The organism is Pseudomonas lactis (assembly GCF_001439845.1).
Taxonomy (GTDB): domain Bacteria; phylum Pseudomonadota; class Gammaproteobacteria; order Pseudomonadales; family Pseudomonadaceae; genus Aquipseudomonas; species Aquipseudomonas lactis.
Genome location: NZ_JYLO01000011.1, coordinates 19,939 through 35,575 on the forward strand (window position 1 = coordinate 19,939; position 15,637 = coordinate 35,575).

The window sequence follows — 15,637 nt, forward strand, 5'->3', positions numbered from 1 at the left end:
TAATGAATCCACAAGAACTGAAGTCCATCCTCTCCCACGGTCTGCTGTCTTTCCCAGTGACCGATTTCAACGCCCAGGGTGATTTCCACCAGGCGGGTTACATCAAGCGCCTGGAATGGCTGGCCCCTTATGGCGCCAGCGCCTTGTTCGCCGCGGGTGGCACAGGTGAGTTTTTCTCCCTGGCGGCCAGCGAATATTCCCAGGTGGTGAAAACCGCCGTGGATACCTGTGCGTCCAGCGTGCCGATCCTGGCCGGTGTAGGCGGTGCCACCCGCCAGGCCATCGAGTACGCCCAAGAGGCCGAACGCCTCGGCGCCAAAGGTTTGCTGCTGCTGCCGCACTACCTCACCGAAGCCAGCCAGGACGGGGTTGCCGCCCACGTTGAAGCCGTGTGCAAGTCGGTCAAGATCGGCGTGGTGGTGTACAACCGCAACGTCTGCCGCCTGACCGCACCGCTGTTGGAGCGTCTGGCCGAGCGCTGCCCGAACCTGATCGGCTACAAGGATGGCCTGGGTGATATCGAGTTGATGGTGTCGATCCGCCGTCGCCTGGGCGACCGTTTCAGTTACCTCGGTGGTTTGCCGACTGCAGAGGTTTACGCCGCAGCCTACAAGGCCCTGGGCGTGCCGGTGTACTCCTCGGCGGTGTTCAACTTCATCCCTAAGACCGCGATGGATTTCTACCACGCCATTGCCCGCGAAGATCACGCCACCGTTGGCAAGATCATCGACGACTTCTTCCTGCCGTACCTGGATATCCGTAACCGCAAAGCCGGTTACGCGGTGAGCATCGTCAAGGCCGGTGCGAAAATCGTCGGTTATGACGCCGGCCCCGTGCGCACGCCACTGACCGACCTGCTGCCGGAAGAATACGAAGCCCTTGCTGCGCTGATCGACAAGCAAGGCGCGCAATAAATTATCCACAAGGCCGCTGAGCAATCAGCGGCCTTTTGCGTCAGGAGAAGATTCGTGTCCCAAGCAAAGCGTTTTGAAAACTACATCAATGGCCAATGGGTAACCGGCGCCGACTACTGCACCAATATCAACCCGTCGGATGTGTCCGACGCCATTGGCGAATACGCCAAAGCCGACGTGGCCCAAGTCAACGCGGCCATCGACGCTGCCCGCGCCGCGTTCCCGGCGTGGTCCACCTCCGGTATCCAGGCGCGTCACGATGCGTTGGATAAAGTCGGCAGCGAAATCCTCGCCCGTCGTGAAGAGCTGGGTACTTTGCTGGCGCGGGAAGAGGGCAAGACCCTGCCTGAAGCCATTGGCGAAGTGACCCGTGCCGGCAATATCTTCAAATTCTTCGCCGGTGAATGCCTGCGCCTGTCGGGCGATTACGTGCCGTCGGTGCGTCCGGGCGTCAACGTTGAAGTGACCCGCGAAGCCCTCGGTGTGGTGGGCCTGATCACTCCGTGGAACTTCCCGATTGCCATCCCCGCGTGGAAAATCGCCCCGGCCCTGGCCTACGGCAACTGCGTGGTGATCAAGCCTGCCGAACTGGTGCCGGGCTGTGCCTGGGCCTTGGCGGAGATCATCTCCCGCGCCGGCTTCCCTGCCGGTGTGTTCAACCTGGTGATGGGCAGTGGCCGTGTGGTCGGCGACGTGCTGGTCAACAGCCCGAAAGTCGATGGCATCAGTTTCACCGGGTCTGTGGGCGTTGGGCGTCAGATCGCCGTCAGCTGTGTCTCGCGCCAGGCCAAGGTGCAGTTGGAAATGGGTGGCAAGAACCCGCAGATCATTCTCGACGATGCCGACCTCAAACAAGCTGTCGAGCTGTCGGTCCAGAGTGCGTTTTACTCCACCGGCCAGCGTTGCACCGCCTCGAGCCGTTTGATTGTTACTGCCGGGATTCACGACCAGTTCGTCGCCGCCATGGCCGAGCGCATGAAGTCGATCAAGGTCGGCCACGCGTTGAATAGCGGCACCGACATTGGCCCGGTGGTGTCCCAGGCCCAGTTGGATCAGGACATGAAATACATCGACATCGGCCAGAGCGAAGGCGCCCGGCTGGTGAGCGGTGGCGGCCTGGTCACCTGCGACACCGAAGGCTATTACCTGGCGCCCACACTGTTTGCTGACAGTGAAGCGGCGATGCGCATCAGCCGTGAAGAGATCTTCGGCCCGGTGGCCAACGTGGTGCGCGTGGCCGACTACGAGGCCGCGCTGGCCATGGCCAATGACACCGAGTTCGGCTTGTCGGCCGGCATCGCCACCACCTCGCTCAAATATGCCAACCACTTCAAGCGCCACTCCCAGGCCGGGATGGTGATGGTCAACCTGCCGACGGCGGGGGTGGATTACCACGTTCCATTTGGTGGCCGTAAGGGCTCATCCTACGGTTCGCGTGAGCAAGGTCGCTATGCGCAAGAGTTCTACACCGTGGTGAAAACCAGCTACATCGGTTCGTAACACGCAGCACCCTGTGGCACCGGCCTTATGTGGGAGCTGGCTTGCCTGCGATAGCATCACCTCGGTCTAGCTGACACACCGAGGTGCCTGCATCGCGGGCAAGCCCGGCTCCCACAGGAAAAACAAAAAATCATCACCCGCAAAAAAAATAATTAGTGGGAGTACTTCTACATGCAAGCGACCAAGCCGACCCATGTCCGCTATTTGATCCTGCTCATGCTGTTCCTGGTGACCACGATCAACTACGCCGACCGGGCCACCATCGCTATCGCCGGCTCCAGCCTGCAAAAAGACCTCGGTATCGACGCGGTCACCCTCGGTTATATCTTCTCTGCGTTCGGTTGGGCCTATGTGGCCGGGCAAATCCCCGGTGGCTGGCTGCTTGACCGTTTCGGCTCGAAAAAAGTCTATGCCCTGAGCATCTTCACCTGGTCGCTGTTCACCGTGCTGCAAGGCTACGTCGGTGAGTTTGGCGTCTCCACTGCGGTGGTCGCGCTGTTCATGCTGCGCTTCATGGTGGGCTTGGCCGAGGCACCGTCGTTTCCGGGAAATGCCCGTATTGTTGCGGCGTGGTTTCCTACGGCTGAACGCGGCACTGCGTCGGCGATCTTCAACTCGGCCCAGTACTTCGCCACGGTGCTGTTCGCGCCCTTGATGGGCTGGATCGTCTATCGCTTCGGCTGGCAGCACGTGTTTATTGTGATGGGCGTGATCGGCATTGTGTTCTCGCTGATCTGGCTGAAAGTTATCCACAGCCCGCGCCAGCATCCGATGATCAACGAGGCCGAGTTCAATCACATCGCCGCCAATGGCGCGATGGTCGACATGGATCAGGACAAGGGCAAGGGCAAGAAAACCGACGGGCCGAAGTGGGATTACATCCGCCAGCTCCTGACCAACCGCATGATGCTCGGTGTCTACCTGGGCCAGTACTGCATCAACGGCATCACCTACTTCTTTCTGACCTGGTTTCCGGTGTACCTGGTGCAGGAGCGTGGCATGACCATCCTCAAGGCCGGCTTCATTGCCTCGTTACCGGCGATCTGCGGCTTTATCGGCGGGGTGCTCGGTGGGGTGATTTCCGACTACCTGCTGCGCAAAGGCCATTCGCTGACCTTCGCGCGCAAGGCGCCGATCATCGGTGGCCTGCTGATTTCCAGCAGCATCGTGGCCTGCAATTACGTAGACATCGAATGGATGGTGGTGGGCTTCATGGCCTTGGCCTTCTTCGGCAAAGGCGTTGGCGCACTGGGTTGGGCGGTGGTGTCCGACACCTCACCGAAACAAATCGCCGGGCTCAGTGGCGGCTTGTTCAACACCTTCGGTAACCTGGCGTCGATCACCACGCCGATTGTGATTGGCTACATCATCAGCACCACCGGCTCGTTCAAATGGGCCCTGGTGTTCGTTGGCGCCAACGCGCTGGTGGCGGTGTTCAGTTACCTGGTGATTGTCGGCCCGATCAAGCGTGTGGTGCTCAAGGAGCCGCCTACCCAGGGCCCTGAGTTGACCAACCTTTCTCAAGCGCATTCCTGAGGTTCGTGTGATGCAGTTGATTGAACATGCCGACTCGCCGCGCTCGATCCGTTTGCACGAGCGCGACAATGTGGTAATCGTGGTGAACGATCAAGGGGTGCCCGCCGGTACCGAGTTTCCCGACGGCCTGGTCACCGTGGATTTCATCCCGCAGAGCCACAAGGTGACCCTGGAAGACATCCCCGAGGGCGGCCAGATTATTCGCTACGGCCAGATCATCGGTTATGCCCTGGCGCCGATTCCCCGCGGCAGTTGGGTGCAGGAGGACCAGTTGCGCATGCCCACCGCACCGCCGCTGGACAGCTTGCCGCTGTCCACCGAGGTGCCTGAAACCCAGGCACCCCTGGAGGGGTTTACCTTCGAGGGCTATCGCAATGCGGACGGCACCGTGGGCACGCGCAATATCCTCGGCATTACCACTACCGTGCAATGCGTCACGGGCGTGCTGGACCATGCGGTCAAGCGCATCAAGGACGAGTTGCTGCCCAACTACCCGCATGTCGATGACGTGGTGGCGCTGACCCACAGCTATGGCTGCGGCGTGGCGATTACGGCGACGGATGCCTACATCCCCATCCGCACCGTGCGCAACCTGGCGCGCAACCCCAACCTGGGCGGCGAAGCCTTGGTGATCAGCCTGGGCTGCGAAAAGCTCCAGGCCGGCCAGGTGATGCACGACAACGACAGTTCTGTAGACCTGAGCGAGCCGTGGCTGTATCGCCTGCAGGATTCCAGCCACGGCTTTACCGAAATGATCGAGCAGATCATGGCCCTGGCCGACGTGCGCTTGAAAAAACTCGACCAGCGTCGCCGCGAAACCGTGCCGGCCTCCGAGTTGATCCTGGGCATGCAGTGCGGCGGCAGCGATGCGTTTTCCGGGATCACTGCCAACCCGGCGCTGGGCTATGCCTCGGACCTATTGCTGCGCGCCGGCGCGACGGTGATGTTTTCCGAAGTGACTGAAGTGCGCGATGCGATTTACCTGCTGACTTCACGCGCGCAAAACGAAGACGTCGCCCGCGAGCTGGTCAGGGAAATGGACTGGTACGACCGTTACCTGGCCAAGGGCGAGGCGGACCGTAGCGCCAATACTACGCCGGGTAACAAGAAGGGCGGGCTGTCGAATATTGTCGAGAAGTCGTTGGGCTCCATTGTCAAATCCGGCAGCAGTGCGATCAACGGTGTGCTTGGCCCTGGGGAACGCTTCAAGGAAAAGGGCCTGATCTTCTGCGCCACACCGGCCAGTGATTTTGTCTGCGGCACCTTGCAACTGGCGGCGGGGATGAACCTGCACGTGTTCACCACCGGGCGCGGCACGCCGTACGGGCTGGCGATGGCACCGGTGGTGAAGGTCTCCACCCGCACCGAGCTGGCCCAGCGTTGGCCGGACCTGATCGATATCGACGCCGGGCGCATTGCCACGGGGCGCGCGAGCATCGAGGAGCTGGGGTGGGAGCTGTTCCACTTCTATCTGGATGTGGCCAGCGGCAAGAAGCAGACCTGGGCAGAGCGGCACAAGCTGCATAACGACATCACGCTGTTCAACCCGGCGCCGATTACCTGAAACCAGGCGCTAACCCTGTAGGAGCGAGCTTGCTCGCGAAAAACGTCAACGATAACGCGTGTTAACTGAATGAACGCGGCGCCTGGGAGTTTTTCGCGAGCAAGCTCGCTCCTACATTTGAAGTGCGTTGCCCACACGAACCCGCTCGTACTGGCTTATCATTAGCCAACTAACGACGCCCACCAAGGTTCTCCCCGGCATGCTGGCAATCTTCCTCACCACCCTCACCATCACCGCGCCGGTGTTTGCCATGCTGTTCCTGGGCGTGTTTCTAAAGCGCATCAATTGGATCAACGACAACTTTATCCACACCGCATCGTCCCTGGTGTTCAACGTTGCCATGCCGGCGCTGCTGTTCCTGGGCATTCTGCATGCCGACCTGCACTCGGCGCTCAAACCGGGGCTGCTGATCTACTTTTGCGTCGCCACCTTGGTGAGCTTTGCCATGGCCTGGGGCTGGGCGATCTTTCGTTGCAAGCGCGAAGACCGAGGCATCTACGCCCAGGGTGCGTTTCGTGGCAATAACGGGGTCATCGGCCTGGCGCTGGCGGCCAGTATGTACGGCGACTACGGCATATCCCTGGGCGCGATCCTCGCCGCGCTGGTGATCCTCTTTTACAACACGCTGTCGACCATTGTGCTGGCGGTGTATAGCCCGGTGATCAAGTCCGACCCGTGGAGCATCTTCAAAAGTGTATTGGCCAACCCGCTGATTATCAGCGTGATCGTCGCCACGCCGTTCGCGTACTTCCAGATCGGCGTGCCCGGCTGGCTTGAGAAATCCTTGCAGTACCTGTCCGACACCACGCTGCCGTTGGCGTTGATTTGCATCGGCGGCACCTTGTCCATGGCCGCGTTGCGCAAGAGCGGCAACATGGCGTTGAGCGCAAGCCTGATGAAGATGATCTGGCTCCCGGTGATCGCGACTCTGGGCGCGTGGTTGCTGGGGTTCCGAGGGCCGGAGTTGGGGATTCTGTTCCTGTATTTCGGCGCGCCGACTGCGGCCGCGAGCTTTGTGATGGCTCGGGCGGCGGAAGGGAATCATGAACTGGCGGCGGCGATTATCGTGATCACCACGCTGATGGCGGCGGTGACCACGAATATCGGGATTTTTGTGTTGCAGGCGGGTGGTTGGATCTGAAATAGGCGGGCAGCTTAAGGCCCCATCGCAGGCAAGCCAGCTCCCACACTTGAAGGTATTCACACATCCACATGTGGGAGCTGGCTTGCCTGCGATAGCTATCTGGCAGTCACTGCTGATCGGCCTGATACGCCTCAATCACTTCCTGCGCCGCCCGAAATGCATCAATCGCCGCCGGCACCCCGGCATACACCGCGCAATGCAGCAGCGCTTCGCGAATCTCTTCAACCGTACAGCCATTATTCAGCGCACCGCGCACATGCCCCTTGAGTTCCTGCGAGCACTTGAGGGCGGTGAGGGCGGCGAGGGTGATCAGGCTGCGGGTCTTGAGTGGCAAGCCTTCGCGGTTCCAGACGCTGCCCCATGCGTGCTCATTGACGAAGTCCTGCAGCGGTTGGGTGAACGCCGTTGCATTGCCCAGGGCGCGGTCGACGAACGCATCGCCCATGACTTGGCGACGCACTTCAACCCCTGGCTTTTTCTGATCGGTCATTGCGATTCCCTCTTGTGTTGGCGGTGCCAGGCGCGCAGTGAGGTGAATAACAGCAGAGCGCCTAACGCCGGCAGGACGTAATACAGCATCAATTGTTCAAGCTTGTTGGCCAGCGGCATGCCGGTGGTGAACGCCATCACATGCAGGCCGTAGGCCAGGTACAGCCCCAGCAGCACCACCCCTTCGATGCGTGTTACCCGGTAGCCGGTATAGAACACCGGCAGGCACAGGATGATGGCGCCGAGCATCACCGGTAAATCGAAGTCCAGGGCGTTGGGCGATACCGACAGCGGTGTCGGCGCCACCAGGGCGGTAAAACCCAGCACGCCGAGCAGGTTGAACAGGTTGCTGCCGATCACGTTGCCCACGGCGATCTCCCGTTCGCCACGCAAGGCGGCGATCAGCGACGTGGCCAGGCACGGCAGCGAGGTGCCGACGCCGATCAACGTGAGGCCGATGACGCGCTCCGATAATCCGAGATCGCCCGCCACCTCAACCGCTGCGCCGAGCAACAAATGCCCGGCCAGCACCAGCACCAGCAAGCCGCCGAGCATCAGCAGCACACTGCTCAGCCATGGCGCTTTGGCCACGGTGTCGAGGGTGCGCGGGCGGCGGGAGTGGCGTGTCTGGTAATGCAATACGCCCAGGTAAGCCAGCAGCGCCACCAGCAGCACGGCGCCATCGAAGGGCGTCAGCATTTCATTGGCGGCCAGGATAAACACCAGCAGGCCGGCGACGATCATCACCGGGATATCCACGCGCACCAGCTGCCGCGAGACTCGCAGTGGAATGATCAGTGCGGACAAGCCCAGGGTCACGAGGATATTGAAGATGCTGCTGCCGATGACGCTGCCTACGGCAATGTCCGTGTTGCCAGCCAGCGTGGCCTGCAGGCTGACGGTCATCTGTGGCGCACTGCTGCCGAAGGCGACGATGCTCAAGCCGATGATCAGTGGCCGCACCTTGAGGCTGGCCGCCAGGCGCACCGCAGCGCGCACCAGGATTTCAGCGCCGACGATCAGCAAGATCAGGCCGCCCACCAGTTCGAGCAGGCTCCAGGGCGATAGGGCGTTCAATCCGAAAATGCTCAAGGCTGCCTCGATCAGTTGTTCAGGGCTTGCACGCGAACCCGCGCGGTACCGCTGCTCAGCATGCGCAGTTGCTCGGCAGCCTTGCGTGAAAGGTCGATCAGGCGGCCACGGGTATGCGGGCCGCGATCATTGATACGCACCACGACAGAACGGTTGTTGTCGAGGTTGGTCACCTTGACCTGGGTGCCGAAGGGCAGGCGCCGATGGGCGGCGGTCAAGGCGTTCTGGTTGAAAGGTTCACCGCTGGCAGTTCTCTTGCCATGGTGCTTGGCGCCGTAATAGGACGCGGTGCCGGTTTCGTCGTAGCCGTTGGGGTCGATGAGGCCGCTGGTGCAACCGGCCAGCAGGGAGGACAAGGCCAGGAGGCCGAGTAGACGCTTCATTTCAAGATGTCCCCGTTGGATCGTTCCCACGCTCTGCGTGGGAATGCAGCTGGTGACGCTACGCGTCACAAAAGCGGACGCGGAGCGTCCCGTGAGACGTTCCCACGCAGAGCGTGGGAACGATCATGGATCAGCCTTCGAGCTTGCTTTTGAGCAGTTCGTTCACCTGTTGCGGGTTGGCTTTGCCCTTGGAGGCTTTCATCGCCTGGCCGACAAAGAAGCCGAACATCTTGCCGCGCTTGGCTTCGTCTGCCGCGCGGTATTGCTCGACCTGCTCGGCATTGGCCGCGAGCATTTCATCGAGTACGGCCGAGATGGCGCCGCTGTCGGTGACTTGCTTGAGGCCACGCTTTTCGATGATCTCGTCGGCACTGCCTTCACCGGCGGCCATCGCTTCGAACACAGTCTTGGCAATTTTGCCGGAGATGGTGTTGTCCTTGATGCGCAGCAGCATGCCACCCAGTTGTTCGGCGGTGACCGGCGCTTCGTCGATTTCCAGGCCCTGTTTGTTCAACAGGCTGCCCAGTTCGACCATCACCCAGTTGGCCGCCAGCTTGGCGTCGCCGGCAATGCTCACGACTTTTTCGAAGTAGTTGGCTTGTTCGCGGCTGGAAGCCAATACGCTGGCATCGTAGACCGACAGGCCGAACTGTTCCTGGAAGCGTTCGCGTTTTTGCTGCGGCAGTTCCGGCAGGGTGGCGCGGATGTCATTGAGGAAGGAATCCTCCAGCACCACCGGCAACAGGTCCGGGTCGGGGAAGTAGCGGTAGTCGTTGGCTTCCTCCTTGCTGCGCATGGCGCGGGTTTCGTCTTTGTTCGGGTCGTACAGGCGCGTTTGCTGGATCACCTTGCCGCCGTCTTCGATCAGCTCGATCTGGCGACGCACTTCGCTGTTGATCGCCTTCTCGATGAAGCGGAACGAGTTGACGTTCTTGATCTCGCAGCGGGTGCCGAACTCAACCTGACCCTTGGGGCGGATTGACACGTTGCAGTCGCAACGCAGCGAGCCTTCGGCCATGTTGCCGTCGCAGATGCCCAGGTAGCGCACCAGCGCGTGGATGGTCTTGACGTAGGCCACGGCTTCCTTGGCGCTGCGCATGTCCGGCTCGGACACGATCTCCAGCAGCGGCGTGCCGGCACGGTTCAGGTCGATACCGGTCGCGCCCGGGAATTCTTCGTGCAGGCTTTTGCCGGCGTCTTCTTCCAGGTGCGCACGGGTGACGCCGACACGCTTGATGGTGCCGTCTTCCAGGGGAATGTCCAGGTGGCCCTTGCCGACAATCGGCAGTTCCATCTGGCTGATCTGGTAGCCCTTGGGCAGGTCCGGGTAGAAGTAGTTCTTGCGCGCAAACACGTTGTGCTGGCCGATCTCGGCGTCAATCGCCAGGCCGAACATCACCGCCATGCGCACCGCTTCCTGGTTCAGCACCGGCAGCACGCCGGGCATGCCCAGGTCTACCAGGCTGGCCTGGGTATTGGGCTCAGAGCCGAACGTGGTGGCGCTACCGGAGAAAATCTTCGATTGGGTGGCGAGCTGGGTATGAATCTCCAGCCCGATCACAACTTCCCATTGCATAGTGTTCTCCTCAGAAGCCGGTAGGGGTGCGGGTGTGCCAGTCGGTGTTCAACTGGTACTGGTGCGCCACATTGAGCAGGCGGCCTTCCTGGAAATACGGGGCGAGCAATTGTACGCCCACCGGCAGGCCATCGACGAAACCTGCGGGCATGGACAAGCCCGGCAAGCCCGCGAGGTTGGCGGTGATGGTGTAGAGGTCTTCCAGGTACTCGGCGATCGGGTCGCCGGTCTTGGCGCCGATCTTCCACGCCAGGTTCGGCGCGGTCGGGCCGAGGATCACATCGACTTCTTCAAAGGCGGCCATGAAGTCGTTCTTGATCAGGCGACGGATTTTTTGCGCCTTGAGGTAGTACGCGTCGTAGTAGCCGGCCGACAGGGCGTAGGCGCCGACCATGATCCGGCGCTGCACTTCACTGCCGAAGCCTTCGCCACGGGAGCGTTTGTACAGGTCGGTGAGGTCTTTCGGGTTTTCGCAGCGATAGCCGAAGCGCACGCCGTCGAAACGCGACAGGTTGGAAGACGCCTCTGCTGGCGCGATCACGTAGTAGGCGGGAATCGCATGCTGGTTGTTCGGCAGGCTGATTTCCTTGATCACGGCGCCAAGTTTTTCCAGCTCTTTGATGCTGTTTTGCACCAGATCGGCGATACGCGGGTCGAGGCCGGCGCTGAAGTATTCCTTCGGCACGCCGATGCGCAGGCCCTTGATCGAGGTGTTCAGGCTGGCGCTGTAGTCCGGCACGGGCTCGTCGATGCTGGTGGAGTCCTGTTTATCGAAGCCTGCCATGCCTTGTAACAATATTGCGCAGTCTTCAGCGGTGCGTGCCAACGGGCCGCCCTGATCGAGGCTGGACGCATAGGCAATCATGCCCCAGCGAGACACACGACCGTAGGTCGGCTTCAGGCCGGTGAGGTTGGTGAAGGCCGCTGGCTGGCGGATCGAACCGCCAGTGTCGGTGGCGGTAGCGGCGGGCAGGAAGCGCGCGGCCACGGCCGCCGCCGAACCACCGGACGAACCACCCGGCACGTGTTCCAGGTTCCACGGGTTTTTCACCGCGCCGTAGTAGCTCGACTCGTTGGCCGAGCCCATGGCGAATTCGTCCATGTTGGTCTTGCCCAGGGTCACGGCACCGGCAGCGGCCAGCTTGGCGACCACAGTGGCGTCGTAGGGCGCCTTGAAGTTGTCGAGCATCTTCGAGCCGCAGCTGGTGCGAATGCCCTGGGTGCAGAACAGGTCCTTGTGGGCGATCGGTGCGCCAAGCAGCGCGCCGTTCTCACCGTTGGCGCGACGGGCGTCGGCGGCCTTGGCCTGGCTCAGGGCCAGCTCCTCGGTGAGGCTGATGAAGCTGTTGACCTTCGGATCGAGCGCGGCGATACGCGCCAGCAAGGTCTGGGTCAGCTCTTCGCTGGAAAACGATTTGTCGGCGAGACCGCGGGCGATCTCGGCCAGAGTCATGTGATGCATGAAAGGCTCTTTCCCTTTAGTCGATGACTTTCGGAACCAGGTACAGGCCGTTTTCGACCGCTGGCGCGATGGACTGGTAGGCCTCGCGATTATTGCGTTCGGTCACGACGTCTGCGCGCAGGCGCTGGCTGGCTTCCAGTGGGTGAGCCAGGGGCTCGATGCCGTCGGTATTCACGGCTTGCATTTGGTCGACCAGCCCGAGAATGCTGTTCAGGGCTGCGGTGGTCTGTGGAAGATCGGCATCATTAAGGCCAAGCGAGGCCAAATGTGCGATTTTTTCCACGTCGGAGCGTTCAAGCGCCATGGGATTCTCCAGTGGAAAACAGAACGGAGGGCGTCCGTGTGTTAGATTGTCGGAACACTACCGCATTTCTACGGTCATAAGGCCGCGATTGTGGGGGTTGGTGCACAGAAAGTCGGCCAATTTAGCACATTGGCGCCTTGCCCAAAATCCCTGTCGTTGTTAGAGTTTGCCGCACTTTTTTACCCACGCGTTGCCTAGGGTCCTTTCCCCATGTTCAAGAAACTGCGTGGCATGTTTTCCAGCGATCTCTCCATTGACCTGGGCACTGCCAACACCCTTATTTACGTGCGCGAGCGCGGTATCGTTCTGAATGAGCCATCGGTTGTGGCCATTCGGACCCATGGTAATCAGAAAAGTGTCGTTGCCGTTGGCACCGAGGCCAAGCGCATGCTCGGCCGTACACCAGGCAATATTGCTGCCATTCGTCCGATGAAGGATGGCGTGATCGCCGATTTCAGCGTCTGCGAAAAGATGCTGCAGTACTTCATCAACAAGGTTCACGAAAACAGTTTTCTGCAGCCCAGCCCTCGCGTGCTGATCTGCGTTCCGTGCAAGTCCACCCAGGTTGAGCGTCGCGCCATCCGTGAATCGGCCCTTGGCGCCGGTGCCCGTGAAGTCTTCCTGATCGAAGAACCGATGGCCGCTGCGATCGGTGCCGGCCTGCCGGTTGAGGAAGCACGCGGTTCGATGGTGGTGGATATCGGTGGTGGTACCACCGAAATCGCCCTGATTTCCCTGAACGGTGTGGTGTATGCCGAATCCGTACGCGTGGGCGGTGACCGTTTCGACGAAGCGATCATCACGTATGTGCGTCGTAACTACGGCAGCCTGATCGGCGAATCCACCGCCGAGCGCATCAAGCAGGAAATCGGCACCGCTTACCCAGGCGGTGAAGTGCGCGAAGTCGATGTGCGCGGTCGCAACCTGGCCGAAGGCGTTCCACGTGCCTTCACCCTGAACTCCAATGAAGTGCTGGAGGCTCTGCAAGAGTCCCTGGCCACCATAGTTCAGGCGGTGAAAAGCGCCCTGGAGCAATCGCCGCCGGAGCTGGCTTCCGATATCGCCGAGTGTGGCCTGGTACTGACCGGTGGTGGCGCCTTGCTGCGCGACCTCGACAAGTTGCTGGCCCAGGAAACCGGCCTGCCGGTGATCGTCGCCGAAGACCCGCTGACCTGTGTTGCCCGTGGCGGTGGTCGTGCGCTGGAAATGATGGATAAACACACCATGGACCTGCTCTCCAGCGAATAAGATTGCCTGGATGGTTCATGCTTCGTCGGCAGGCAGCACTTTGCAGTGCTGCCTGTTGGCGTTTATCTTCTTCAATCTGCATCCAGGCCGGTTTGATGCCGTATGAATAAAGAGAACATTTGCCTGGGAGGAGCGGCTTATTAAACCGCTTTTCGCCAAAGGCCCCTCATTGGGTGTGCGCTTATTGGTGCTGACCGTGCTTTCGGTCGCGCTGATGGTGGTCGATGCCCGCTTTGCACTGCTCAAGCCGGTGCGTAGCCAGATGTCGCTGGTGTTGATGCAGACCTACTGGATCACCGACCTGCCGCAACGTCTATTCCAGGGTGTGTCCAGCCAATTTGGCAGCCGCACCGAACTGGTCGCCGAGAACGAAAAACTCAAGACTGAAAACCTGCTGTTGCAGGGGCGCATGCAAAAGCTGGCGGCCCTCACCGAGCAGAACGTTCGGCTGCGCGAGTTGCTCAATTCTTCCGCGCTGGTCAACGAAAAGGTCGAAGTGGCCGAACTGATCGGCATGGACCCCAACCCCTTTACCCACCGCATCATCATCAACAAGGGTGAGCGCGACGGTGTGGTGCTTGGACAGCCGGTGCTCGACGCCCGTGGCCTGATGGGCCAGGTGGTGGAGTTGATGCCCTACACCTCGCGGGTGCTGTTGCTGACGGACACTACCCATAGCATCCCGGTACAGGTCAACCGTAACGGCTTGCGCGCGATTGCCAGCGGCACCGGTAACCCGGAGCGTCTGGAACTGCGCCATGTGGCCGACACTGCGGATATCAAGGAAGGTGACCTGCTGGTCAGTTCTGGCCTGGGCCAGCGCTTCCCGGCGGGTTATCCGGTGGCGACGGTCAAGGAAGTGATCCACGATTCCGGCCAGCCGTTCGCTATCGTTCGGGCGGTACCGACTGCCGCGCTGAACCGCAGCCGTTACCTGCTGTTGGTGTTCAGCGACAACCGCACCCCGGAAGAGCGCGCCAACGACGCCGCCCAGGCCCAGGAAGCGGAAGACCAGCAGAATGGTACCGCGCCTATCGTGCCGGCCACGGTGCCGAAACCGGCTTTCGTCGGTCCGCCTGCCCCTGCGGCAACAACTGCACCGGCACCGGCGGCAACGCCCGCTCAACCGGCAGCGCACAACGCGCGCCCGGCTAAGCCGGCTGTAGCCAAACCCCCGGCCACTGCGCCGAGCACCGCTCCGACCACCACACGGCAGAGGGAGCAATAATGGCCGGTACTCATTCACGCAATGGCTGGATCGTCTGGCTGACCTTCGCCATCGGCTTGCTGCTCAGCGTTTCGCCGCTGCCGCAGTTTATGGAAATCCTGCGCCCGCTCTGGCTGGCCTTGTTGCTGGCGTTCTGGTCATTGAACCTGCCGCACAAGGTGGGCATGGTCACGGCGATGTGCCTGGGGTTGGCCGAAGATGTGCTGTATGGCACCTTGCTGGGCCAGAACGCGTTGATCCTCACCCTGATTACCTTTCTGGTGCTGTCGTTGCAACAGCGCTTGCGCATGTTCCCGATGTGGCAGCAGTGTTTGGTGATCCTGGTGATCTTCGGCCTGGCGCAGTTGGTGCAACTGTGGCTCAGCGCGTTGACTGGCAACCGCCAGCCGACCCTGGCGCTGGTCTTGCCGGCGCTGGTCAGCGCCTTGTTGTGGCCCTGGATCAGTTTTGGCCTGCGTGGGCTGCGTCGTCGCTATAAAATCAATTGAATGGATTGCGAGGCTCTGCCTGGTTATCGAACCCCACAGGGAGAGGCTGCAATGAATTCGCTTTATCTGGCCTCGGGCTCCCCGCGGCGACGTGAACTGCTGGTCCAGATCGGTGTGCCCTTTACCCTGGTCAGCGCCGCTATTGATGAAACGCCCCTTAACAACGAACCTGCCGTTGCCTATGTCGAGCGCCTTGCGCGGGGCAAGGCGACGGCGGGTTTTGTTGCGCTTGGCCACACCTCAAACACCTGCGTGCTAGGGGCCGACACGGCGGTGATTGTCGACGGGCGGATCCTGGGCAAACCGGTGGACCAGGCTGATGCACTGGCCATGCTGATGGCCCTTTCCGGCCGCGAGCATGAAGTGCTTACCGCCATTGCCCTGACCGACGGCCAGCAATGTGAAACCCGATGTGTCAGCAGCCGTGTACGTTTCCGCGAGGTTTCTGTGCAGGAGGCTACCACCTACTGGCACAGTGGCGAACCGCAGGACAAGGCTGGCGGCTATGCTATCCAAGGGCTGGGTTCGGTGTTTGTGGCCGGGCTTAATGGCAGTTATTCCGCCGTGGTGGGCCTGCCAGTCTGCGAAACCGCGCAACTGCTCGCCCAATTCGGCATACCCTGTTGGCAAAACCTTACCGTGTGCTGAACGCCGTATTCCAGCGCCAAGCCTTAAGCGACCGGTCACTATTGTGAAAACGCCTGAACGA

At 61.1% G+C, this 15,637-nt stretch carries 15 protein-coding genes; 9 read left to right on the forward strand and 6 right to left on the reverse strand.

Annotated elements, in window-relative coordinates:
* Positions 1-2: 2 nt before the first annotated feature.
* From kdgD to TX24_RS19690, 5 genes are all read left to right on the forward strand, one after another.
* Positions 3-914, forward strand: coding sequence for a 5-dehydro-4-deoxyglucarate dehydratase (gene kdgD / locus TX24_RS19670; RefSeq protein WP_003188537.1), 912 nt, complete (start codon positions 3-5; stop codon positions 912-914).
* A 54-nt stretch (positions 915-968) separates the two neighbouring features.
* Positions 969-2,414 (forward strand): aldehyde dehydrogenase family protein, encoded by a 1,446-nt coding sequence (locus TX24_RS19675; protein ID WP_057710925.1) that lies wholly within the window; start codon positions 969-971, stop codon positions 2,412-2,414.
* A 171-nt stretch (positions 2,415-2,585) separates the two neighbouring features.
* Complete coding sequence (locus tag TX24_RS19680) at positions 2,586-3,950, forward strand: MFS transporter (protein ID WP_003188541.1); 1,365 nt, start codon at positions 2,586-2,588, stop codon at positions 3,948-3,950.
* A 10-nt stretch (positions 3,951-3,960) separates the two neighbouring features.
* Entirely contained in the window at positions 3,961-5,514 is a 1,554-nt protein-coding gene (gene garD, locus TX24_RS19685; RefSeq protein WP_057710926.1) for a galactarate dehydratase, read from the forward strand.
* Positions 5,515-5,713: 199 nt separating this feature from the next.
* Positions 5,714-6,655 carry an AEC family transporter gene (locus TX24_RS19690; RefSeq protein ID WP_003188544.1) on the forward strand — a complete coding sequence of 314 codons (942 nt, stop codon included), beginning with the start codon at positions 5,714-5,716 and terminating at the stop codon, positions 6,653-6,655.
* 109 nt (positions 6,656-6,764) lie between these two features.
* Here the strand turns inward: TX24_RS19690 and TX24_RS19695 are convergent, their stop codons facing one another.
* From TX24_RS19695 to gatC, 6 genes are all read right to left on the reverse strand, one after another.
* The gene (locus tag TX24_RS19695) at positions 6,765-7,148 is read right to left on the reverse strand and encodes a carboxymuconolactone decarboxylase family protein (protein WP_003188545.1); all 384 of its coding nucleotides are present in this window, start codon (positions 7,146-7,148) and stop codon (positions 6,765-6,767) included.
* A complete protein-coding gene (locus tag TX24_RS19700) occupies positions 7,145-8,224 on the reverse strand; it encodes a calcium/sodium antiporter (RefSeq protein WP_057710927.1) in 1,080 nt (359 codons plus the stop codon). Before TX24_RS19700 ends, TX24_RS19695 begins: the two co-directional genes overlap by 4 nt.
* Before the next feature lie 26 nt (positions 8,225-8,250).
* Positions 8,251-8,622, reverse strand: coding sequence for a septal ring lytic transglycosylase RlpA family protein (locus TX24_RS19705; RefSeq protein WP_057710928.1), 372 nt, complete (start codon positions 8,620-8,622; stop codon positions 8,251-8,253).
* Between the two features lie 130 nt (positions 8,623-8,752).
* Entirely contained in the window at positions 8,753-10,198 is a 1,446-nt protein-coding gene (gene gatB / locus TX24_RS19710) for an Asp-tRNA(Asn)/Glu-tRNA(Gln) amidotransferase subunit GatB (RefSeq protein WP_003188551.1), read from the reverse strand.
* Positions 10,199-10,208: 10 nt separating this feature from the next.
* The gene (gatA, locus tag TX24_RS19715) at positions 10,209-11,660 is read right to left on the reverse strand and encodes an Asp-tRNA(Asn)/Glu-tRNA(Gln) amidotransferase subunit GatA (RefSeq protein ID WP_047712591.1); all 1,452 of its coding nucleotides are present in this window, start codon (positions 11,658-11,660) and stop codon (positions 10,209-10,211) included.
* Positions 11,661-11,676: 16 nt separating this feature from the next.
* A complete protein-coding gene (gene gatC / locus TX24_RS19720) occupies positions 11,677-11,964 on the reverse strand; it encodes an Asp-tRNA(Asn)/Glu-tRNA(Gln) amidotransferase subunit GatC (protein ID WP_003188556.1) in 288 nt (95 codons plus the stop codon).
* Positions 11,965-12,174: 210 nt separating this feature from the next.
* On the opposite strand from gatC, the gene mreB reads away from it, so the two are divergent.
* From mreB to TX24_RS19740, 4 genes are all read left to right on the forward strand, one after another.
* Positions 12,175-13,212, forward strand: a complete 1,038-nt coding sequence (gene mreB / locus TX24_RS19725; RefSeq protein WP_057710929.1) for a rod shape-determining protein MreB — start codon at positions 12,175-12,177, stop codon at positions 13,210-13,212.
* A 139-nt stretch (positions 13,213-13,351) separates the two neighbouring features.
* On the forward strand, positions 13,352-14,440 hold the full coding sequence (mreC, locus tag TX24_RS19730) for a rod shape-determining protein MreC (protein WP_082628835.1): 1,089 nt from the start codon (positions 13,352-13,354) through the stop codon (positions 14,438-14,440).
* Positions 14,440-14,928 (forward strand): rod shape-determining protein MreD, encoded by a 489-nt coding sequence (gene mreD, locus TX24_RS19735; protein ID WP_003188558.1) that lies wholly within the window; start codon positions 14,440-14,442, stop codon positions 14,926-14,928. Before mreC ends, mreD begins: the two co-directional genes overlap by 1 nt.
* 51 nt (positions 14,929-14,979) lie before the next feature.
* Positions 14,980-15,576 (forward strand): Maf family protein, encoded by a 597-nt coding sequence (locus TX24_RS19740; protein WP_003188560.1) that lies wholly within the window; start codon positions 14,980-14,982, stop codon positions 15,574-15,576.
* The last annotated feature ends 61 nt before the right edge of the window (positions 15,577-15,637 follow it).